Raw genomic sequence first — 16,289 nt, forward strand, 5'->3', positions numbered from 1 at the left:
GGGATGAAATCGCCGAAGTTTAGGAGTAAAAGTAATGAAACGATCTATATTTATGTTTTTCCTGGTGTTACTGTTGGCGTTATTCCTCGCTGCCTGCAACAGTGGCAATGGAGCAGAATCACAGAATATCAGTGTCGAAAAAGAATTTGAAGAATATCGGAAGAATGTCCTCGAACCACTGGATGAGCGATCCTTCGAGTTCGCGGAAATGTTCAACCACTCTGCTTCCATCATCGAACAACCCGAGGAATCTCACCGCTATATGGAGGAAGAAGTGATTCCCTTTATGGAAGAGACCCGAAAAATTGCAACTGATGCCCATGATGGACTGGTAAATGAAGAAATCAAGAAACTGAATGAGACTACGATCAAGTATTTGGATCTGACGGTCGATTCCCTTCAGAAGAGCGCTGAGTTATCGGCAATCGAAGTTGCTACGGCGGATGTTGATACGGTGACCGAAGAAACGTACCAGAAGGCTGTTAAGATCCATGAGGAGAACATGGAGCTGCAAGAAAAAATAGAACGAACCGGAGCGGAAATGGACCGGCAAATCGATGCACTCGTCAATGAACAATGATTCGGGCCGTATGGCCGGAACGCCATTAAGAGACCGGTGAATTGGAGGTGCATCATGAAAAGATTGATCCGGCTGATGGGGCTGTTGCTGGTGTTCGCGCTGGCGGCTTGCAGTGGTCCGGGAATTGCAGCCGAATATAAGGAATACAAAGAAGAGGGCAGCACTCCGATCTACCAGAATTCCATGGAACTGATTATGATGAGCACTCAGTTGAATGCCATTCTGGACAGTCCGGAGCAGGCCAATCAGTACCTGAAAACAGAAATGCTCCCGCTGGTTGAAGAATCCAAGGCATTGTCGGAAGATTGGCAGGGCCGTCTGACCCACGAAGAGCTCAAGGAGCTGAACGGGCTGAAAGGTCAGGAACTGGCCTTGCAGATTGAGTACCTCGGAAAGCTTTCCGAAGTACTTGAACTGACCGCAGAGCCAGGGGAAGACTTTGAACAAAAGATAGCTGAACTGTCCAGAGGAATTTCTGATAAACAGGAGCAGCTCGATAAGGTTACAGATGATTATGCAGCGAAGTATGAGGAACTGGATGGGAAGTACGGATCTGAATAACATGAAAATTTCCCGGGAATGCACGCTTCCCGGGTATTTTTTATTCAGGCGAAATAACGGTAAATCTTGTTGTTGTTTTGCACACTTCAAAGAAGGGGATGATTTAGGAAGGGATACATAACCGGTACATCCGGAAGAAGATGAAGGGAGGTTTATAAATGGGGGCAATCTGGAGATTTTATCGGGACCAGTCATTCATGCTCAAAATGTCCGTCGGTTTTCTGTTGGGCATCGTTGTCGGACTCATTTTTGGGGAATCGGCAGGCGTGCTGTCGCCGCTCGGGGATCTGCTGCTGCGACTGTTGAATCTCATTGTGATCCCGCTCATTGTCTTTACGCTGATTGCAGCGGTGGATCAGCTGAATCCCGCGAAACTTGGAAGAATCGGCGGGAAAGTGTTTGTCTTCTATTTTATCACCACAGGAGTTGCCATTGTTTTTGGCATTCTGCTTGCGCTTCTGATCAGGCCGGGTGTGGGTCTTACACTCCCAAATGCACAGGTGGATGTACCGGAGCGTCCATCCATTGTGGATACCTTGCTGGCAATTGTACCGAATAACTTATTTTCGTCATTGGTGAATGCTGATATTCTTGCGCTGATCTTTGTTTCGGTCGTTATCGGATTATCCATTTCATCGATGATCCATTCCGGTGAAAAACGGATCAGCAAGATGGGGCACTTCCTCAATGATCTGACTGCCAGCCTGAGTGAAGTTACATTCCGGGTACTGAATGGCATCCTCCAATATGCGCCTATCGGCATCTTTGCGATTGCGGCTGCAGCAATCGGCTCTCAAGGACTTCAGACACTGATTTCTCTGGGCAAACTGGCAGCAGTAATTTATGGAGGAATTGCACTCCAGTTTGTACTGGTATATTTTGTGATCATGAAGCTCTTTGGAGTGCAAATCAGGGAGTTCTTCAGGAATGTCAAAGATGCAATCGGGACAGCATTTATGACCTCATCCAGTTTGGGAACACTTCCTGTCACGCTCAAGGCAGCAAAGCGTGCCGGCATCAGCGAAGATGTTGCCACATTCTCGTTGCCGCTTGGCGCCACAGTCAATATGGATGGGGCGGCGATCCGGCTCGGTGCGTCGGTAGTGTTCGCTGCTGATATTGTGGGTCTGGAGCTTGGCTTTGCTGCCATCCTCGGCATTATCGTAACCGGCACACTCGCTTCGGTCGGTACCGCAGGAGTCCCGGGTGCAGGACTGATTGCTCTGTCGATTGTCCTTACACAGGCCGGCCTGCCCATCGAAGTTGTGGCACTGGTCGCCGGTATCGATGCGATTCTTGGAATGGGCGCAACGGCCACCAATGTGACTGGAGATCTCGTCGGTGCCGCTGTCGTGGACAAGAGTGAAGAAAAACGTATGGCAAACCTTCATAGCGCCTGATTAAAGCGATTCGTCCAAAAAGGCGGATCGCTTTTTATCTTTGATGAATAATTATGTGAAACTTTTCACAGGCAATGGCCGTAAATAAGATATAAGGAAGTCATACAGATACCATACACAACAAAGTAGGGGATGCATGTGGAAGTAACCATCAGAAAAAGCTTGCCAAGGGACTTTGAGACAATCAGCCATGTGGTGGAGCAGGCCTTCCGGGATGTTGAAATGAGCGATCAGAATGAACACATTCTGGTCGGCCGGCTTCGTGTATCCGACGCCTACGTTCCGGAATTATCAATCGTGGCTGAAAATAAGTCCGGGCAGATTGTCGGTCACATCCTGGTTACCAAGATCCGGATTGTTGAGGGAAAGAACTCTGAAGGCTCGCTTGCGCTGGCACCGGTATCCGTCCTGCCAATATTTCAGAACCAGGGGATCGGGAGCCGGCTGATCAAAGCGGCACTGGAAAAGCGAGAGAACTTGGTTTCCAATCGGTAATTGTTCTCGGACATCCTGACTATTATCCGAAATTCGGCTTCAGAAAAGCAGCTGATTGGGGCATCCATCCACCATTTGATGTTCCGGAAAATGTGTTTATGGCGCTTGAACTTGTTGCAGGATCGTTAGACCAAGTGAGTGGAGTAGTGGAATACCCAGAGCCTTTCAATAATCAGTAACCAAGCCGATGTGAAATCCGCATCGGTTTTTATTCGCTAACGAGAATGTTGCATTTGCACTAACTTAAAAGTAAAATCGGGTTAAGTATGATGTTGCAAATGCAACTATAGGGGAAAGGAGATGACGAAATGGAGCTTCTTCGGGAAATCGGCATGATCGCGAGGTCGCTGGATTCCATCAGCAACATCGAATTCAAGGAAGCCAATCTCTCAAAGGGCCAGTATCTGTATATGGCAAGAATCTGCGAGAATCCGGGAATCATCCAGGAAAAGCTGGCCGAAATGATTAAGGTGGACCGGACGACGGCTGCGAGGGCGATCATGAAGTTGGAAGAGAGAGGGTTCATCGAGAAACGGGATGATGAAACCAATCGGAGAATCAAGAAACTCTTTCCGACTGATAAGGGCCTATCTGTGTACCCATTCATCGTAAGGGAACATGAGCATTCCAACTCAATTGCACTTGAGGGTTTTTCTGAGGATGAAGCGGACATTCTCCTCCGCCTGCTTCGGCGGGTCAGGAAAAACGTGGAAAAAGACTGGGAGTACGTGAAGAAAGGAAATAAGCGAAACTATTGAACAAGGAGGGACAGTCATGGTTGTCGAAATTAGGCGGTGTACATATGAAGACCTGGAACCACTCCGGAATATCAGCATTGATACGTTTCGGGAGACGTTCGGAGCACAGAACTCACCCGAAAGCCTAAATGCCTATCTCGAACGGGCGTTTGATCCGGAACGGTTAAAAGGAGAAATAGACCATCCTGAATCTCGATTTTTCTTCATTGAGAAGGATGGGAAAACCGCAGGCTATCTGAAGGTCAATACAGGAAAAGCCCAGTCGGAGGAGATGGGCGACAAATCGCTTGAAGTGGAGCGGATCTATATCAGTGGCAGGTTCCAGAATCAGGGACTTGGGAAAATGCTGTTTGGCCACGCATTGGACCTTGCCAGAGAAGAAGGAAAAACTAAAGTCTGGCTGGGCGTCTGGGAGGAAAATGAGAAGGCCATCGCATTTTATGAGAAGCTTGGTTTCATCCGCGCAGGCGAACATACATTCTTCATGGGGGATGACGAACAGACCGACTTTATCATGGAAATGAAATTCGATTAAGGGGGGATTCCGATGTTCATACCGAAGCTGTTCAAGGTCACGGACTTTGAAGAAATCAGGAGCTTTGTTGAGTAGCACGCTTTTGGTTCGGTGGTGACCGTACATAACGGAAGGCCGGTCGCGACCCATCTGCCTTTCCAGTTTAGGAGGATCGGAGAAGAATGGTTTGTCACGGGGCATTTCGCCAAGGCGAACCCTCAGTGGAAGACGATCGATGAGCAGGAAGTGCTTATCATGATACAAGGCCCGCATGCCTATGTCTCGGCATCCTGGTATACCCATGAAAATGTTTCCACCTGGAACTACCAGGCAGTCCATCTGTACGGGCAAGCAAAGCTGATGGATGAAAACGAGCTCGAGGAAGAACTCGCGTTGCTGATGAGGAAATATGAACAGCATCGGGAAAATCCGGTACTGTGGGAAAACCTGTCCGAGGATACGAAAAAGCAGATAAATGGCGTTGTCGGCTTTAAGGTCAGAGTGGATGAAATCCAGGCTGCATACAAACTTAGCCAGAACCGGAACAGCACCGATTACAAAAACATCATTGACGGGTTGCGCGGAGAAGGCGGTGCCGAGTCAGACAGGATGGCGGCACTGATGGAGGCAAAAAGAACTGATTAATGAGAGAAGCCGATGCGTCAGTCCGCATCGGCTTCTTGTTCATTTTTATCAGGATAGACCACTTCGCCGTCGTCCCGCATTACCGGCTCGGCACCCCAGCGACCCGGCTGATGCGGCTCAATAGTAGTCTCTCCATCATTACTGTCAAGAATATGAAACACCTCAACTCCGTGAAGGGCGATGTAATTACTGATGAGCATGCGGTGGCAGCGAGCAGGGTGGCGTTCTGAACAGCAAACTGCCGCACGCTTTCCTGCTGCCGCATCCTGCAGTTTTTGTAGTCCTTCCTTGAACTCCTTTTCCTGCGTATAGTCCGCGTAGTTGTGGAAGGAGCGGTTGTTCCAGCCTGCATTCACCTCCTCGCTGACAACCTTGGATTTCCTGCGCCGTCCTCCAAGCTCACGGATATGCAAGTAGCCGACCCCGTTTTCCGGAAGCCACTCCTTCATCCGATCCGTATGGAACCAAGGGAATTTCCGGCTCCCCGGAAAAGCACGCACATCGACAAGCAGTTCAACACCCGCATCATGGAGCAGCTTGAGGAATTCCTCTTCATCATGCGTGGAGTGCCCGATCGTATAGAGTTCCATTTCTTCACCTTCTCTGTCTGACTGTTATTGATTTCGTTCCCTCAATTCGCCGATGGCAATCTGGTCGATAAAATAATCTGCGTATGCAGACCATGAAAAAAAGCAAAGGCGATTCCTTTGCTTTAAATCTTATTCAGGTTCCGACAATTCATCTTCAGTGACCCATTTATGATTCTTCACTTCTTCGCCGCTTTCAGCTGATACGAAATCAACCATATAGACGGTTGTCTGCTTGGCAGACTCGATAATGGCTTCCGCGTCATCCATTCCCGGCATATGATCCGCTTCCAGAGTGACGGTTGTGCCTTCTTCAAGCGGGGCATCACCTGGGTTTTGGAGTTCTTCGTGGACGATCCACTTATGGTCTTCTACCGGTTTGCCCCCGTCAGTTGGAGTGTACGTCACCGAGTAGGCGGTTGTGTCATACGCGCCAGTGACCGTTGCCTTCACGCCGTCCATGCCCGGCATATGATCGGCATGCATGACCACTTCGGAACCGACGGGGAATTCAGGGTTTTCTGCCGCTTTCAGGCTTTCCGGAACTTCTCCTGAACCGCCACCATGCATGTTGTGCATATCCGAACGGTCGTCGGAGTCATGCATCTCGTACGGGTCATTGGATTCGTCCCGGTCATATTGCTGTTCCTCGCCTGTCGGGTTTTCTTCCGGCTGTGCATCATCCTGTCCGTCATTTGCCCCACAGGCAGATAAAAGCAAGATCAGTGTGCTTAAAGGGATCAGTGTTTTCCTAAAGGTCATGTTCTTTCCTCCCGTGTTGGTGAATTAATAATCACTTACCCGTTTACCGGGAATGGTATGTAAAATGAGGAACAGGCAGGAAACCGGGTTCCCCGCCTGCAGTCGCTCCTCAACATGTCGGTTTGTCCTTTGGCTTATGCGGCATTGCGGCATGCTTCCGCGCACTTCATGCACGCTTCTGCACACTTCTGGCAGTGCTCATGGTCGTGCTTCCTGCACTCTTCACCGCAAGCTTCGCAGATGTCCGCGCAAACTTGGGCGAGTTGCCTGACAAATGGTGAATTTCGGCTGATCGCCGCTTCCAGGAATCCGCACATGTCCGCGCATTCCCGGTCGAGCCGGATACACTCTGCCATCATCTTCACATTTTCTTCCTTCAGGCATGCATCAAAGCAGTGGTTGCAGGCTTCCATGCACTCGCGCAGCGTCTTCAAAAGCTCCTGATGCTGTTCATGAGCCATCTTGGAATCCCTCCTGTTTGACCGAAATCTTTGTACAATCATGTTGTTCCCGTTTCAGACGTGACGAAACAGGAGAAATTTCGACAAGTTCATGTTTTCGGGAGCGAAAGCGCGGGAAATATGGTAACTTGAATAGGTAAGGAGTGATGAAGATGACACACGTGATTACGGCACCGTGCATCGGCGAAAAAGCCGGTGAATGTGTGGACGTATGTCCGGTAGATTGCATCATCGAAGGAGAAGACCAATTCTTTATCGATCCGGATCTCTGCATCGACTGCGGCGCATGCACAGCAGTCTGCCCGGTGGATGCAATCTTTTATGAAGACGATCTGCTTCCGGAAGACCAGCCGTTCATCGAAAAGGCTAAACAGTTCTTTATGGAAGCTTAAACCGGAGCCGAAAAGGCTCCGGTTTTCTTTTTTTGTCCGTTTTTCATCATCCCATCCTGGGAATGATAGCAGGTAGCACTGCCGATCATTTTCGGCACGGAGAGGATGAGATGATGACGAACCGATTTGAAGGAAAAGTGGTTTTGATGACGGGTGCGGGTTCCGGACTGGCAGGGCGGCTGCGCTGCAGGTTGCCAAGGAAGGGGCCAAACTGACTCTGGTCGATTTGACTGCACAAGGTCTTGAAGAGACCAAACAGGCGATCATGGAGGCGGCCCCGGAAGCAGAAGTTCTTCTCCTGACAGCAAACGTGGCAGAGGAGGAGCAGGTCAAGAAGTATGTCGATGACACCATGGCACACTTTGGCCGGATAGACGCATTCTTCAACAATGCCGGCATCGAGGGCAAACAGAATCTCACAGAAGACTTTGGCATCGATGAATTCCAGAAAGTCGTCAGCATCAACCTGAACGGTGTTTTCTATGGCATGAAGTATGTGCTGGCGGTCATGAAAAAACAGGGTTCCGGCTCCGTCGTCAACACAGCGTCAGTCGGAGGCATCCGGGGCGTCGGGAACCAGTCGGCTATGCGGCCAGCAAGCACGGCGTTGTCGGCCTGACCCGCAACTCCGCGATCGAATACGGACAATACGGTGTCAGCATTAAAGCCATTGCTCCGGGAGCGATCATGACGCCGATGGTCGAAGGCTCACTCCGCCAGATGGCCGGCGACAATTGGGAAGAAGTCGGAAAGGAATTCGTCCAGCCGAACCCGATGAAGCGATTCGGCAAGCCGGAGGAAGTGGGCTATCTGGTAGCTTTCCTCCTTTCCGATCAGGCCGGCTTCATCAATGCGGCGGTCATCCCGATTGATGGCGGTCAGTCTTATAAGTATTAAATAGGAAAGGTCAGGAGGATCCCGAAAGTCGGGGGTCCTCATTTTTTTGCTTCCAACCGGGCTTTACGAACAATTAATAATATATTTTAGTGCTAGGTAAGTAGTATTTCAGAATATCATTTCCAGCTAATATCAGATTGAGAGTATGCGTTTCAGGGATGAATAACTGTATCGTCTGAAAATATCCCGTTGAAATAAAAGGAGTATATACAAATGGTTAATATTGATAAGAGATTGACAGACCGGGGTTTGTTCAATATATTTTATTCATTCAGACAATTGAAAACGCTTTCTGTAGGTTTTAACGGCGGTTCACCGCCGACACATAATCAAAGGAGGTTGTCAGCTTGTACGTTTCGGACCGGATCATGTACTTATTTTCAGGACTCATTGTACTGTCTTTGGTCGGCATGTTCTTGGAATCTTGGAGACTCATTCTGTATCCGTATCTGGTTGTCATCGGTGTGGCCATTACGGTCGGGATGTGGAACGCGGTCAAGAAAAAGCGAGGATTGCTTTGGGTCCCGCTCGTAATTGCCGGAGGTTATCTGACACTGTTTATCATTCTTGACGTGATTACGCGGAGTGATCCGGCTGGAGGAAGTTCCTACATTCTGGGGATGACTCCGAGCCTTGCGATTTATCTGCTCGGTATCCTCCCGCTGGCCGTCATTGCCTCTCTCATCTATGCTCTGATATTTGATCCGGGCGATACCGAGGAGATGGAGAAAGAATTCAGGACGGGGGAGGTTGCTGAATGAACGTCACGATTATCAGCATCGTTGCGATCTATCTGGTTATCTGTATCCTGATCGGCGTCTGGGCTACAAGAAGGACAAAGTCAGCCAGTGATTTTCTGGTTGCAGGCAGAAGCCTCGGCATGTTTGTCATGGCCATTGCGGCGTTCACGTCCATACAAAGCGGTTTCGGACTTCTTGGAGGGGCCGGGCAGACCTTTACAGGGGGAATGGGCTTTGCCGCAGGCGTCCTGATTGCGGCTCCGCTTGGATTTGCTCTGACCTGGTTCCTGGTCGGCAAGCGAATCTGGATGATGGGTGAGCACGGGGACGTTTTCACACTTGGAGACGTGGTGGAGAAGCGGTACAACAGCCGATCCGTCCGCGGATGGCTCGGACTTGCCATTACGCTTGGCGTCATCGGGTATCTGGGCACACAGGTACAGGCGATGGGTGTCATCATGCACTCCATTTTCGGCGTTTCCCCTGCCGTTGGGGCACTGATCGGCCTTGGAATTTTGGCCTTCTACTCCGTCGGCGGAGGAATCATTGCATCGGTCTATACCGATTTGTTCCAGGGCGTCATCATGATCGCTGTTTCAATCGTGATCTTCTTCTTTGCATTGAATGTCGGCGGCGGCATGCAGAACATTACGGAAACGCTGCAGTCATCCGATCCGTTGCTGGCATCGCCTTTCGGGAACTTCTCTCTGATTACCATTGCGTGCTGGTTCCTGCTGTTCAGCCTCGGAGCCGCGGGACAGCCTCATTTCATCAATAAATTCCTGATGATCAAGAGTGCCAAGGAACTGCGCTGGGGCGCGTTCACTGCAGGACTTGCTTATGCAATCACCGTACTTCTTGTTGTCAGCATCGGACTGACTGCACGCACACTTCAGATTCAGGGCAGATTCCCGGAAGTCGCCTCTGCCGACGATTCACTCGTCGTGTTTGTCACGGCATTCACCCCATCCGTCATCAGTGGATTGGTCCTTGCCGGCCTCCTTGCTGCCATCATGTCAACGGGATCCGGTTTCGTGACGCTCGGTGCAGCAAGTCTCGTTCGGGATATTCCGCGTGCATTTGGGAAGGAAGTCAAAAACGAGCTTCTCTGGAACCGGATCGTCGTATTCGGACTGCTCGTCGTTTCTACCTTGTTCTCATTCTATATGGATACACTTGTTGCGCTACTCGGTGTATTTGGATGGGGGACATTCGCAGCCGCCGTTTTCCCGGCAGTTGTGCTCGGGCTGGTATGGAAGCGGGCTACCAAGCAGGGGGCGGTCACCAGCATCATTCTCGGGGTATTCCTGAACTTTACTTTTGAAATCCTTAAAAAGTATGGAATCACCATTCTCCCTGAAGGCGTCGTGGTCGGGGCGATCTCGCTCGTCATTTCGATTCTCGCCTTTGTGGTGGTCTCCCTGATGACACAGCCTCAGGAAACAGCGGAAATGGAACAGCCTCCTCTCGAAGTGATGGAAGGCTGATGATCAACTGACAGGAGGGGCCGCACATGGAAGTCGGATACTTGCTGGACCGGGTGGAACCCCGTCTGCAGACACTAAGATCTGATAAGGAAGCACTGGCACTGGAAACAGGGGAAACCTGGACGTATGGGAAGCTCAATGAGAAAGCCAACCGGTACGCCAATGCCCTTCTGGACAAGGGCGTCCGGAAAGGGGATCGCGTAGGCATTCTGATGTTCAACTCGCTAGAGTATTTTGCCGTTTACTTTGCGATCGCCAAAATCGGCGGAATTGCAGTCAGGATCAATTTTAGGCTGGAGACGGAGGAACTGGACTACATCCTCAATGATTCCGGTTCAAAAGTGCTTTGCTTTGACTCGGCACTGGCGGAGCGTCTTGACCCGATCAATGACCGCACACCTGTGGAATCTTTCATCTGCTATGACAGGGACGGTGGTCAAACGCCGGCTTGGGCCGAAAAGTGGGAAACTCTTGAAAAAGGGAATCAGCTGCTGGACCGCCGGCCGAAGATAGAAGAGACAGATCCGATCATGCTGATGTACACATCCGGCACGACAGGCCGTCCGAAGGGCGCGCTCTGGACGCACCGGAACACGATCTGGTTCGCCGCGATGCAGTCGCTGAAATGGAATTTTGACGGCAACACGGTCGGCATGACCACGGGGCCCCTTTATCATGTAGGGGCCATGGAAGATGTGGCGCTTGCCGTCCTCCTGTCCGGGGGCACTGTCGTGATATCGGGAAGCGGTAACTTTGAAATCAGGCGGACGCTTGAGGTGATCGAAGAAAAGCAAGTGTCGGATATATTCCTTTTCCCATTCATGATCTACGAAATGCTGAAGCTGAACGATATCGAATCGTATCAATTGGGTTCACTGAAGACGATTTACTCTGGAGGCGACCCGATCATTTCCTGGGCAATTGACCGCCTGCATGAGCTGTTCCCGCATATCGGCCTTGTGCAGGTGTATGGCCTGACGGAAGGAACGCCGATTGCCGTCTCCCTCGACCCGGCGGATGCAAAAAGCAAAGGCTACACCGCCGGGAAGCCGATGCCGTTCACTGAAGTGAAGGTGGTCGATGACCAGGGGGAACCGGTCGCTGCAGGGGAGATCGGGGAAATCTGCACGAAGGGTCCCGCAGTCGTTTCGGAATACTGGAACAAACCGGAGGCAACCGCCAAGACATTCATTGACGGCTGGTGCCATACGGGAGACCTTGGTATTCTGGATGCGGAAGGGTTCCTGACGATATCCGGACGCAAAAAAGACATGATCCGAAGCGGCGGAGAAAACATCTACCCTGTGGAAGTGGAAGATGTGCTGATCCGGCACGATGCCATCCAGGATGTCGCCGTCATCGGCATTCCGGACCCGAAATTCATCGAGACGGTCTGCGCTGTCATCGTATCCAAGCCCGGCCGGTCCGTCACGGAAGAAGAGATTCTGGAGTTCATCGATGGCAAACTGGCACGGTATAAAAAACCGCGTTCATTTGTTTTCCTGGATGAACTGCCGAGGACTGCATCCGGTAAGGTACAAAAGTTCCGGCTTCGGGACGAATACAAGCATTTGAGAGAACAGCAAGTGAATTACTGAAGGGGGAGATTGGGATGTTCAACAAATATTACGAGGAAGTCGAAGTCGGAGAGGAATGGGTATCGGGCGGCCGTACAATCACTGAAGCGGACATTGTTAATTTTGCAGGGGTGAGCGGAGACTTCTATCCGCTGCATCTGGACCGGGAATATGCGAAGAATACACCGTTCGGCGAACCGATTGCCCACGGCATGCTCGTATTATCGATAGCGACCGGTCTGATGAATTTCACGCCGGGAGTCATTGCTGCTTTTTATGGGATGGATCATATCCGATTTGTCCGGCCGACGCTGATTGGAGACACCATTAAGGTCAGAATGAAAGCGGCTGAGAAAATGGAGCGGAAAAACGGAACCGGGGTCATCGCCTATAAGACGGAAATCGTCAACCAGCACGGTGATGCAGTGATTGCGGGAAAACTCAGATTGCTGCTCAATCAGGCACCAGTCACAGCGGAAGTCTAAATCGTTCAGGGCCATCTGACAGATGGTCCTTTTCTTTGGTATGGAGACCGTTTGCCTGGCTGGCAGGAAACTTTCAAATCTAACAACTTTTCTAATTTCCGCTTTTATCGGTTTTTTGTCTGGTTTAATGGGAATATTGTATGAAACGGGAGGGGATGTGGTTGAAAACCTTGAAAACCATCGATGAATTTGTTGAGGCGGCGATGGGATTCGATGCGGAGGCGCATCCGGGGAACCTGTTCGTGAGCCAGGCGCCTGAAAACGGGTTCGGGGCGGATGAAGTACTGATGGGTGATGAGGACTCGGTCAGGAAACAGGTCATGCAGGTATTCGAAGTCTTGCTCGAAACCGAGCGCGGTTCGTACTACTTCCATTACCCGTTCAGTGATCCGGCAGAGATAGAAGAGATTGTGGCGAAGCTTGAACCGGTCTACGAACGCTTCCCAAAACTTGTTTTGCAGAGTGAAGAGATGGCTGAAAAGGTAGCTGTCGCATAATGGAGTCTAAGCCGGTGCCGATATGGGCGCCGGTTTTTTGTGTATTCTCGTCTTGAGATCATCTGTGCAATAAATTGCGTTATTACCAATTCTGCTGTGCAAAAAAGCACCCAATCCCCTTGAAACAGCTAAAATCGCCGTGATTTAGAACTGTGTTCCCCATTGCTGTTCAGTGAAATAATTAATTTGTGTAAAAGTATTTAAATCTGTCTGAAAATATGTATAATAAGGTCATTATTTCTTTTTCATGAGTATACGATATATCGCGTACCTTGAATATCAAGGAGGAAGATGTGTGATGGGGAATATGAAGATCAGCATCAATGAGAGCCAGGAGCGTAAAACGAAGCCATCAACTGACGGCATCGCTTTTGGACGCAACTTCACAGACCATATGTTCATCGCTGACTATACGGAAGGGATTGGCTGGCACGATCATCGCATTGTGCCGTACGAGCCGATTACGCTTGATCCGTCCGCGATCATCTTCCATTATGGACAGACGGTATTTGAAGGCCTGAAAGCATACAGGGCAAAAGACGGAGCGATCCGCCTTTTCCGTCCGGAAGAAAACTTCCGGAGGATGAATGAGTCCTGCGACCGTCTCTGCATGCCTCAGATTGATGAAGAGGATGCGCTCGAAGCGCTGAAAACACTGATCAAGGTTGATAAGGATTGGGTACCGGAAGCAGAGGGCACTTCGCTTTATATCCGTCCCTATATGATTGCGACCGAGCCTCACCTCGGTGTTGCACCATCTCTTACGTATAAGTTCATCGTGATTCTGTCTCCGGTCGGGATGTACTACAAGGAAGGGATCGCTCCCGTCAAAATCCTTGTCGAGAATGAATATGTACGCGCAGTAGCGGGGGGCACAGGTGCAGCGAAGACTGCAGGCAACTACGCGGCATCTCTGAAAGCACAGGCGGTCGCCGAGAAGATGGGATATTCCCAGGTGCTCTGGCTCGACGGCGTTGAGAAGAAGTACGTCGAGGAAGTCGGCAGCATGAACGTCTTCTTCAAGATCGACGGGGAAGTCATCACACCTGCACTTAACGGCAGCATCCTCGGCGGCATCACGCGCAAGTCAATTATTGAAATGCTAAAAGCCTGGGGTGTCCCGGTGACAGAGCGCCGCATTTCCATGGAGGAAGTCAAAACCGCCCAGCAGGAAGGCCGTCTAGAGGAGGCATTTGGCACCGGCACCGCGGCTGTCATCTCCCCGATCGGCGAGTTCAGCTGGAAAGGTGAAGCTTTCACCATCAACGGCGGCCAGGCCGGCGAACTGTCGACTAAACTCTATGAAGAATTGACTGGACTGCAGAGCGGCGAAAAAGAGGATCCGTTCGGCTGGGTCACTGAAATCCGTGAAGAAGCGGCTGTCCGCAACTGAACATTCAAAAAGCTCCCGTCTGCGGGAGCTTTTTTATTGCCGTCGTTTTGAGGGATGACAGGTGGGTAGTGCTTAGCATTTTGACAGGCTGGCTGAACATTCACCAGAAGATGTCCGACGCTTTACTAGTGGCCTGCCCGTTCGGATGAGATTCTCTGCTTAATAGCGGCAAGTAGATCTCAACGTCTTCACCGTGGTCCGCAGGAAAATAGATTTCGACGATATATTCATTTTGGTCGATCTTGTATCCATGGCAGGCTGCCCATTTGAGCAAATCGGCGTGAAGATCCTTCAAGCCAGTGGTATTTCCCCTTGCCGTTGCGAACTTGCCTTCAATTTCAATGTACGTCATGCCGACGGGGACGTCGCGCATGGGCTGTTCCACCAACAATCCGGCAATAAACTCACCTTGGAGATGGTCATCGCTTCTCTTAGGCTCGAAGACAGCGATTTCCGTGCCTGACGACGATTTGATCTCACATGACCGCGCCATGACTTCCCGGGCGACATCCGGAACGATTGTCCCGAACTCCGCGAAGGGCCCATTGCTCCTGATGCCAACCAACCGGAACTTTCTTCTTCCTATCAACTCTTTCATTTGCCGCCTCCTTAGCCAATCACTTATAGTAGTTCTGCATAGCTAAATCCCATTCCTCTCAAAAACTAAACGAATTCGTTTCTGCCATGCACGAAAAGGGCATATTGATAATAGAGATCAGACGGAGGGGCTATCATGAACACTTTGGAAAACAAGATGCTAGTAAAAGAAGATTTCAACAAACGGGACGATCTTCCCGAATGGCTGTTGCGTGAATACGAGACATTCCGCAAGACTGTGACGAATAAGACCTTCCCCTGCTATTTCGGGATGGCTGCAGAGCTCGGCGGAGAGTTGCGGTATGCCTACATTGAAAGGGACGACTGGTCCAATCTGCCAAAAGCGCTGATGGAATTTCTGGAGCTATTCGAGAATCCGAAGCACAAGCGGCATGGCTTTTTCGTATTTGTTGAGCCGTTTGAGGAAGAGGGAGCCCTGGACGATTACCGGAAGGAGTTCTGGGACATCCTCCAGTATCTGCACGAACAGGATCCGGTTGAATGGCCGGAGGACGCACCGAAGGACCCTGACCATTTTCTCTGGGATTTCCGCTTTGGCGGCGAGCCAATTTTCGTCTTCGGCAATGCGCCGGCCTACAAGCAGCGAAAAACCCGCGATCTCGGCAACTCGATGGTTCTCGGGTTCCAGCCGCGCAAAATCTTCAAAGGGCTTGAAGGAACCGAGCCGGGCGGCATCAATTCCCGGGAGAAAGTCCGGGAGCGCGTGGAGAAATGGGATAACCTGCCGAAACATCCTGACATCAGCCACTTCGGCGACCCGACGCATAATGAATGGAAACAGTTCTTCATCGGTGACGACACGGTTCCGATTGAGGGGAAATGTCCGTTCAGACATAAGGACATGAGCTGAAAGTCCAAAAGCAGAACGCCTCCTGGTGCCGGGAGGCGTTTTAATGATTGGGCTGCTGTCAGACAGATACTGCTTGTAAATCCGGTTGTCCGGGTATATTTTGACGAGGATTACTGGGACCGTCTGATGGCGGTCGACTTGAAAGGAGCCGCCCTTTGCATGAAGTACGAGCTGCAGATGATCAAGCAGGGTGTGGGCGGCTCCATCATCAACATCTCTTCTGTCAGCGGATTCCGCCCACAACCAGATAACATCGCTTACGTTGCTGCAAAACATGGAGTGGTCGGCATGACTAAAGTTGCTGCTCTTGAAAACGGCAAGTACAGCATCCGTGTAAACTCGGTAGCACCGGGTGCAATCGACACGCCGATGCTGCGCGGTGCTCTTGAGCAATTCAACTTAAATGAAGAAGACTACGCGCCTTAGCTCTGCCTGCTGAACCGTTTCGGACAGCCACGGCAAGTCGCTCAGGCAACACTTTGGTTGGCATCCGATGCATCTTCTAACGTGACTGGCACAACTCCATGCGGATGCGGGTTACACCTCCCGCTGATAATGGAACGCCGCCACCCCATCAGGGAGGCGGCTTA

18 protein-coding genes and 3 pseudogenes are annotated in these 16,289 nt (G+C 50.7%); 17 read left to right on the forward strand and 4 right to left on the reverse strand.

Annotated features, from left to right (window positions below):
- Positions 1-34: 34 nt before the first annotated feature.
- The 7 genes and pseudogenes from DZC51_RS09775 to DZC51_RS09805 all read left to right on the forward strand — a co-directional run bounded on the left by DZC51_RS09775 (position 35) and on the right by DZC51_RS09805 (position 4,953).
- A complete protein-coding gene (locus DZC51_RS09775; protein WP_157295275.1) occupies positions 35-580 on the forward strand; it encodes a hypothetical protein in 546 nt (181 codons plus the stop codon).
- A 54-nt stretch (positions 581-634) separates the two neighbouring features.
- Positions 635-1,141, forward strand: coding sequence for a hypothetical protein (locus tag DZC51_RS09780; RefSeq protein WP_157295277.1), 507 nt, complete (start codon positions 635-637; stop codon positions 1,139-1,141).
- A 158-nt stretch (positions 1,142-1,299) separates the two neighbouring features.
- Positions 1,300-2,541, forward strand: coding sequence for a dicarboxylate/amino acid:cation symporter (locus tag DZC51_RS09785; protein ID WP_157295279.1), 1,242 nt, complete (start codon positions 1,300-1,302; stop codon positions 2,539-2,541).
- Between the two features lie 132 nt (positions 2,542-2,673).
- Positions 2,674-3,215, forward strand: a pseudogene (locus DZC51_RS09790) (GNAT family N-acetyltransferase).
- Positions 3,216-3,344: 129 nt separating this feature from the next.
- Positions 3,345-3,794 (forward strand): MarR family winged helix-turn-helix transcriptional regulator, encoded by a 450-nt coding sequence (locus tag DZC51_RS09795; RefSeq protein ID WP_157295281.1) that lies wholly within the window; start codon positions 3,345-3,347, stop codon positions 3,792-3,794.
- Between the two features lie 16 nt (positions 3,795-3,810).
- Positions 3,811-4,329 carry a spermidine/spermine N(1)-acetyltransferase gene (paiA, locus tag DZC51_RS09800; protein ID WP_157295283.1) on the forward strand — a complete coding sequence of 173 codons (519 nt, stop codon included), beginning with the start codon at positions 3,811-3,813 and terminating at the stop codon, positions 4,327-4,329.
- Positions 4,330-4,341: 12 nt separating this feature from the next.
- Positions 4,342-4,953: pseudogene (locus tag DZC51_RS09805) on the forward strand (FMN-binding negative transcriptional regulator).
- Positions 4,954-4,970: 17 nt separating this feature from the next.
- Here DZC51_RS09805 and DZC51_RS09810 read toward each other — a convergent pair.
- The 3 genes from DZC51_RS09810 to DZC51_RS09820 all read right to left on the reverse strand — a co-directional run bounded on the left by DZC51_RS09810 (position 4,971) and on the right by DZC51_RS09820 (position 6,763).
- Positions 4,971-5,543, reverse strand: coding sequence for a DUF488 domain-containing protein (locus DZC51_RS09810; protein ID WP_157295285.1), 573 nt, complete (start codon positions 5,541-5,543; stop codon positions 4,971-4,973).
- A gap of 129 nt (positions 5,544-5,672) precedes the next feature.
- A complete protein-coding gene (locus tag DZC51_RS09815) occupies positions 5,673-6,302 on the reverse strand; it encodes a YdhK family protein (RefSeq protein WP_157295287.1) in 630 nt (209 codons plus the stop codon).
- Between the two features lie 134 nt (positions 6,303-6,436).
- Positions 6,437-6,763, reverse strand: a complete 327-nt coding sequence (locus DZC51_RS09820; protein ID WP_157295289.1) for a four-helix bundle copper-binding protein — start codon at positions 6,761-6,763, stop codon at positions 6,437-6,439.
- Positions 6,764-6,915: 152 nt separating this feature from the next.
- Here DZC51_RS09820 and DZC51_RS09825 point away from each other — a divergent pair, with 152 nt between their 5' ends.
- The 8 genes and pseudogenes from DZC51_RS09825 (at position 6,916) to DZC51_RS09860 (ending at position 14,231) form a co-directional block, all read left to right on the forward strand.
- A complete protein-coding gene (locus tag DZC51_RS09825; RefSeq protein ID WP_063178750.1) occupies positions 6,916-7,155 on the forward strand; it encodes a ferredoxin family protein in 240 nt (79 codons plus the stop codon).
- A gap of 113 nt (positions 7,156-7,268) precedes the next feature.
- A pseudogene (locus DZC51_RS09830) lies at positions 7,269-8,052 on the forward strand (SDR family oxidoreductase).
- A gap of 347 nt (positions 8,053-8,399) precedes the next feature.
- Complete coding sequence (locus tag DZC51_RS09835; protein WP_157295291.1) at positions 8,400-8,813, forward strand: hypothetical protein; 414 nt, start codon at positions 8,400-8,402, stop codon at positions 8,811-8,813.
- Positions 8,810-10,279 (forward strand): sodium:solute symporter family transporter, encoded by a 1,470-nt coding sequence (locus DZC51_RS09840; RefSeq protein WP_157295293.1) that lies wholly within the window; start codon positions 8,810-8,812, stop codon positions 10,277-10,279. The genes DZC51_RS09835 and DZC51_RS09840 overlap by 4 nt, the downstream gene beginning before the upstream one ends.
- Before the next feature lie 26 nt (positions 10,280-10,305).
- The gene (locus DZC51_RS09845) at positions 10,306-11,877 is read left to right on the forward strand and encodes a class I adenylate-forming enzyme family protein (RefSeq protein WP_157295295.1); all 1,572 of its coding nucleotides are present in this window, start codon (positions 10,306-10,308) and stop codon (positions 11,875-11,877) included.
- Positions 11,878-11,891: 14 nt separating this feature from the next.
- Positions 11,892-12,341, forward strand: coding sequence for a MaoC/PaaZ C-terminal domain-containing protein (locus DZC51_RS09850; protein ID WP_157295297.1), 450 nt, complete (start codon positions 11,892-11,894; stop codon positions 12,339-12,341).
- A gap of 161 nt (positions 12,342-12,502) precedes the next feature.
- Positions 12,503-12,838: a hypothetical protein gene (locus DZC51_RS09855; RefSeq protein WP_157295299.1), complete on the forward strand. Its 336-nt coding sequence runs from the start codon at positions 12,503-12,505 to the stop codon at positions 12,836-12,838.
- 298 nt (positions 12,839-13,136) lie between these two features.
- Positions 13,137-14,231, forward strand: a complete 1,095-nt coding sequence (locus DZC51_RS09860) for a branched-chain amino acid aminotransferase (protein WP_157295301.1) — start codon at positions 13,137-13,139, stop codon at positions 14,229-14,231.
- 100 nt (positions 14,232-14,331) lie between these two features.
- Here DZC51_RS09860 and DZC51_RS09865 read toward each other — a convergent pair whose 3' ends face one another.
- Positions 14,332-14,829 (reverse strand): GyrI-like domain-containing protein, encoded by a 498-nt coding sequence (locus DZC51_RS09865; protein WP_157295303.1) that lies wholly within the window; start codon positions 14,827-14,829, stop codon positions 14,332-14,334.
- Between the two features lie 135 nt (positions 14,830-14,964).
- Between DZC51_RS09865 and DZC51_RS09870 the strand changes: the two genes are divergently transcribed.
- The gene (locus DZC51_RS09870) at positions 14,965-15,699 is read left to right on the forward strand and encodes a YqcI/YcgG family protein (protein WP_157295305.1); all 735 of its coding nucleotides are present in this window, start codon (positions 14,965-14,967) and stop codon (positions 15,697-15,699) included.
- A 159-nt stretch (positions 15,700-15,858) separates the two neighbouring features.
- Positions 15,859-16,125 (forward strand): SDR family NAD(P)-dependent oxidoreductase, encoded by a 267-nt coding sequence (locus DZC51_RS16285; RefSeq protein ID WP_232524114.1) that lies wholly within the window; start codon positions 15,859-15,861, stop codon positions 16,123-16,125.
- Positions 16,126-16,289 lie beyond the last annotated feature (164 nt).

Source organism: Bhargavaea sp. CC-171006 (assembly GCF_009761675.1).
In the GTDB taxonomy this organism is placed as follows: domain Bacteria; phylum Bacillota; class Bacilli; order Bacillales_A; family Planococcaceae; genus Bhargavaea; species Bhargavaea changchunensis.

Excerpts from the sequence above, each read along its gene's own strand:
- DZC51_RS09775 (WP_157295275.1), top strand. The coding sequence starts at position 35 with ATGAAACGATCTATATTTATGTTTTTCCTGGTGTTACTGTTGGCGTTA.
- DZC51_RS09780 (WP_157295277.1), top strand. The coding sequence starts at position 635 with ATGAAAAGATTGATCCGGCTGATGGGGCTGTTGCTGGTGTTCGCGCTG.
- DZC51_RS09785 (WP_157295279.1), top strand. The coding sequence starts at position 1,300 with ATGGGGGCAATCTGGAGATTTTATCGGGACCAGTCATTCATGCTCAAA.
- DZC51_RS09795 (WP_157295281.1), top strand. The coding sequence starts at position 3,345 with ATGGAGCTTCTTCGGGAAATCGGCATGATCGCGAGGTCGCTGGATTCC.
- paiA (WP_157295283.1), top strand. The coding sequence starts at position 3,811 with ATGGTTGTCGAAATTAGGCGGTGTACATATGAAGACCTGGAACCACTC.
- DZC51_RS09810 (WP_157295285.1), bottom strand. The coding sequence starts at position 5,543 with ATGGAACTCTATACGATCGGGCACTCCACGCATGATGAAGAGGAATTC.
- DZC51_RS09815 (WP_157295287.1), bottom strand. The coding sequence starts at position 6,302 with ATGACCTTTAGGAAAACACTGATCCCTTTAAGCACACTGATCTTGCTT.
- DZC51_RS09820 (WP_157295289.1), bottom strand. The coding sequence starts at position 6,763 with ATGGCTCATGAACAGCATCAGGAGCTTTTGAAGACGCTGCGCGAGTGC.
- DZC51_RS09825 (WP_063178750.1), top strand. The coding sequence starts at position 6,916 with ATGACACACGTGATTACGGCACCGTGCATCGGCGAAAAAGCCGGTGAA.
- DZC51_RS09840 (WP_157295293.1), top strand. The coding sequence starts at position 8,810 with ATGAACGTCACGATTATCAGCATCGTTGCGATCTATCTGGTTATCTGT.
- DZC51_RS09845 (WP_157295295.1), top strand. The coding sequence starts at position 10,306 with ATGGAAGTCGGATACTTGCTGGACCGGGTGGAACCCCGTCTGCAGACA.
- DZC51_RS09850 (WP_157295297.1), top strand. The coding sequence starts at position 11,892 with ATGTTCAACAAATATTACGAGGAAGTCGAAGTCGGAGAGGAATGGGTA.
- DZC51_RS09860 (WP_157295301.1), top strand. The coding sequence starts at position 13,137 with ATGGGGAATATGAAGATCAGCATCAATGAGAGCCAGGAGCGTAAAACG.
- DZC51_RS09865 (WP_157295303.1), bottom strand. The coding sequence starts at position 14,829 with ATGAAAGAGTTGATAGGAAGAAGAAAGTTCCGGTTGGTTGGCATCAGG.
- DZC51_RS09870 (WP_157295305.1), top strand. The coding sequence starts at position 14,965 with ATGAACACTTTGGAAAACAAGATGCTAGTAAAAGAAGATTTCAACAAA.
- DZC51_RS16285 (WP_232524114.1), top strand. The coding sequence starts at position 15,859 with ATGAAGTACGAGCTGCAGATGATCAAGCAGGGTGTGGGCGGCTCCATC.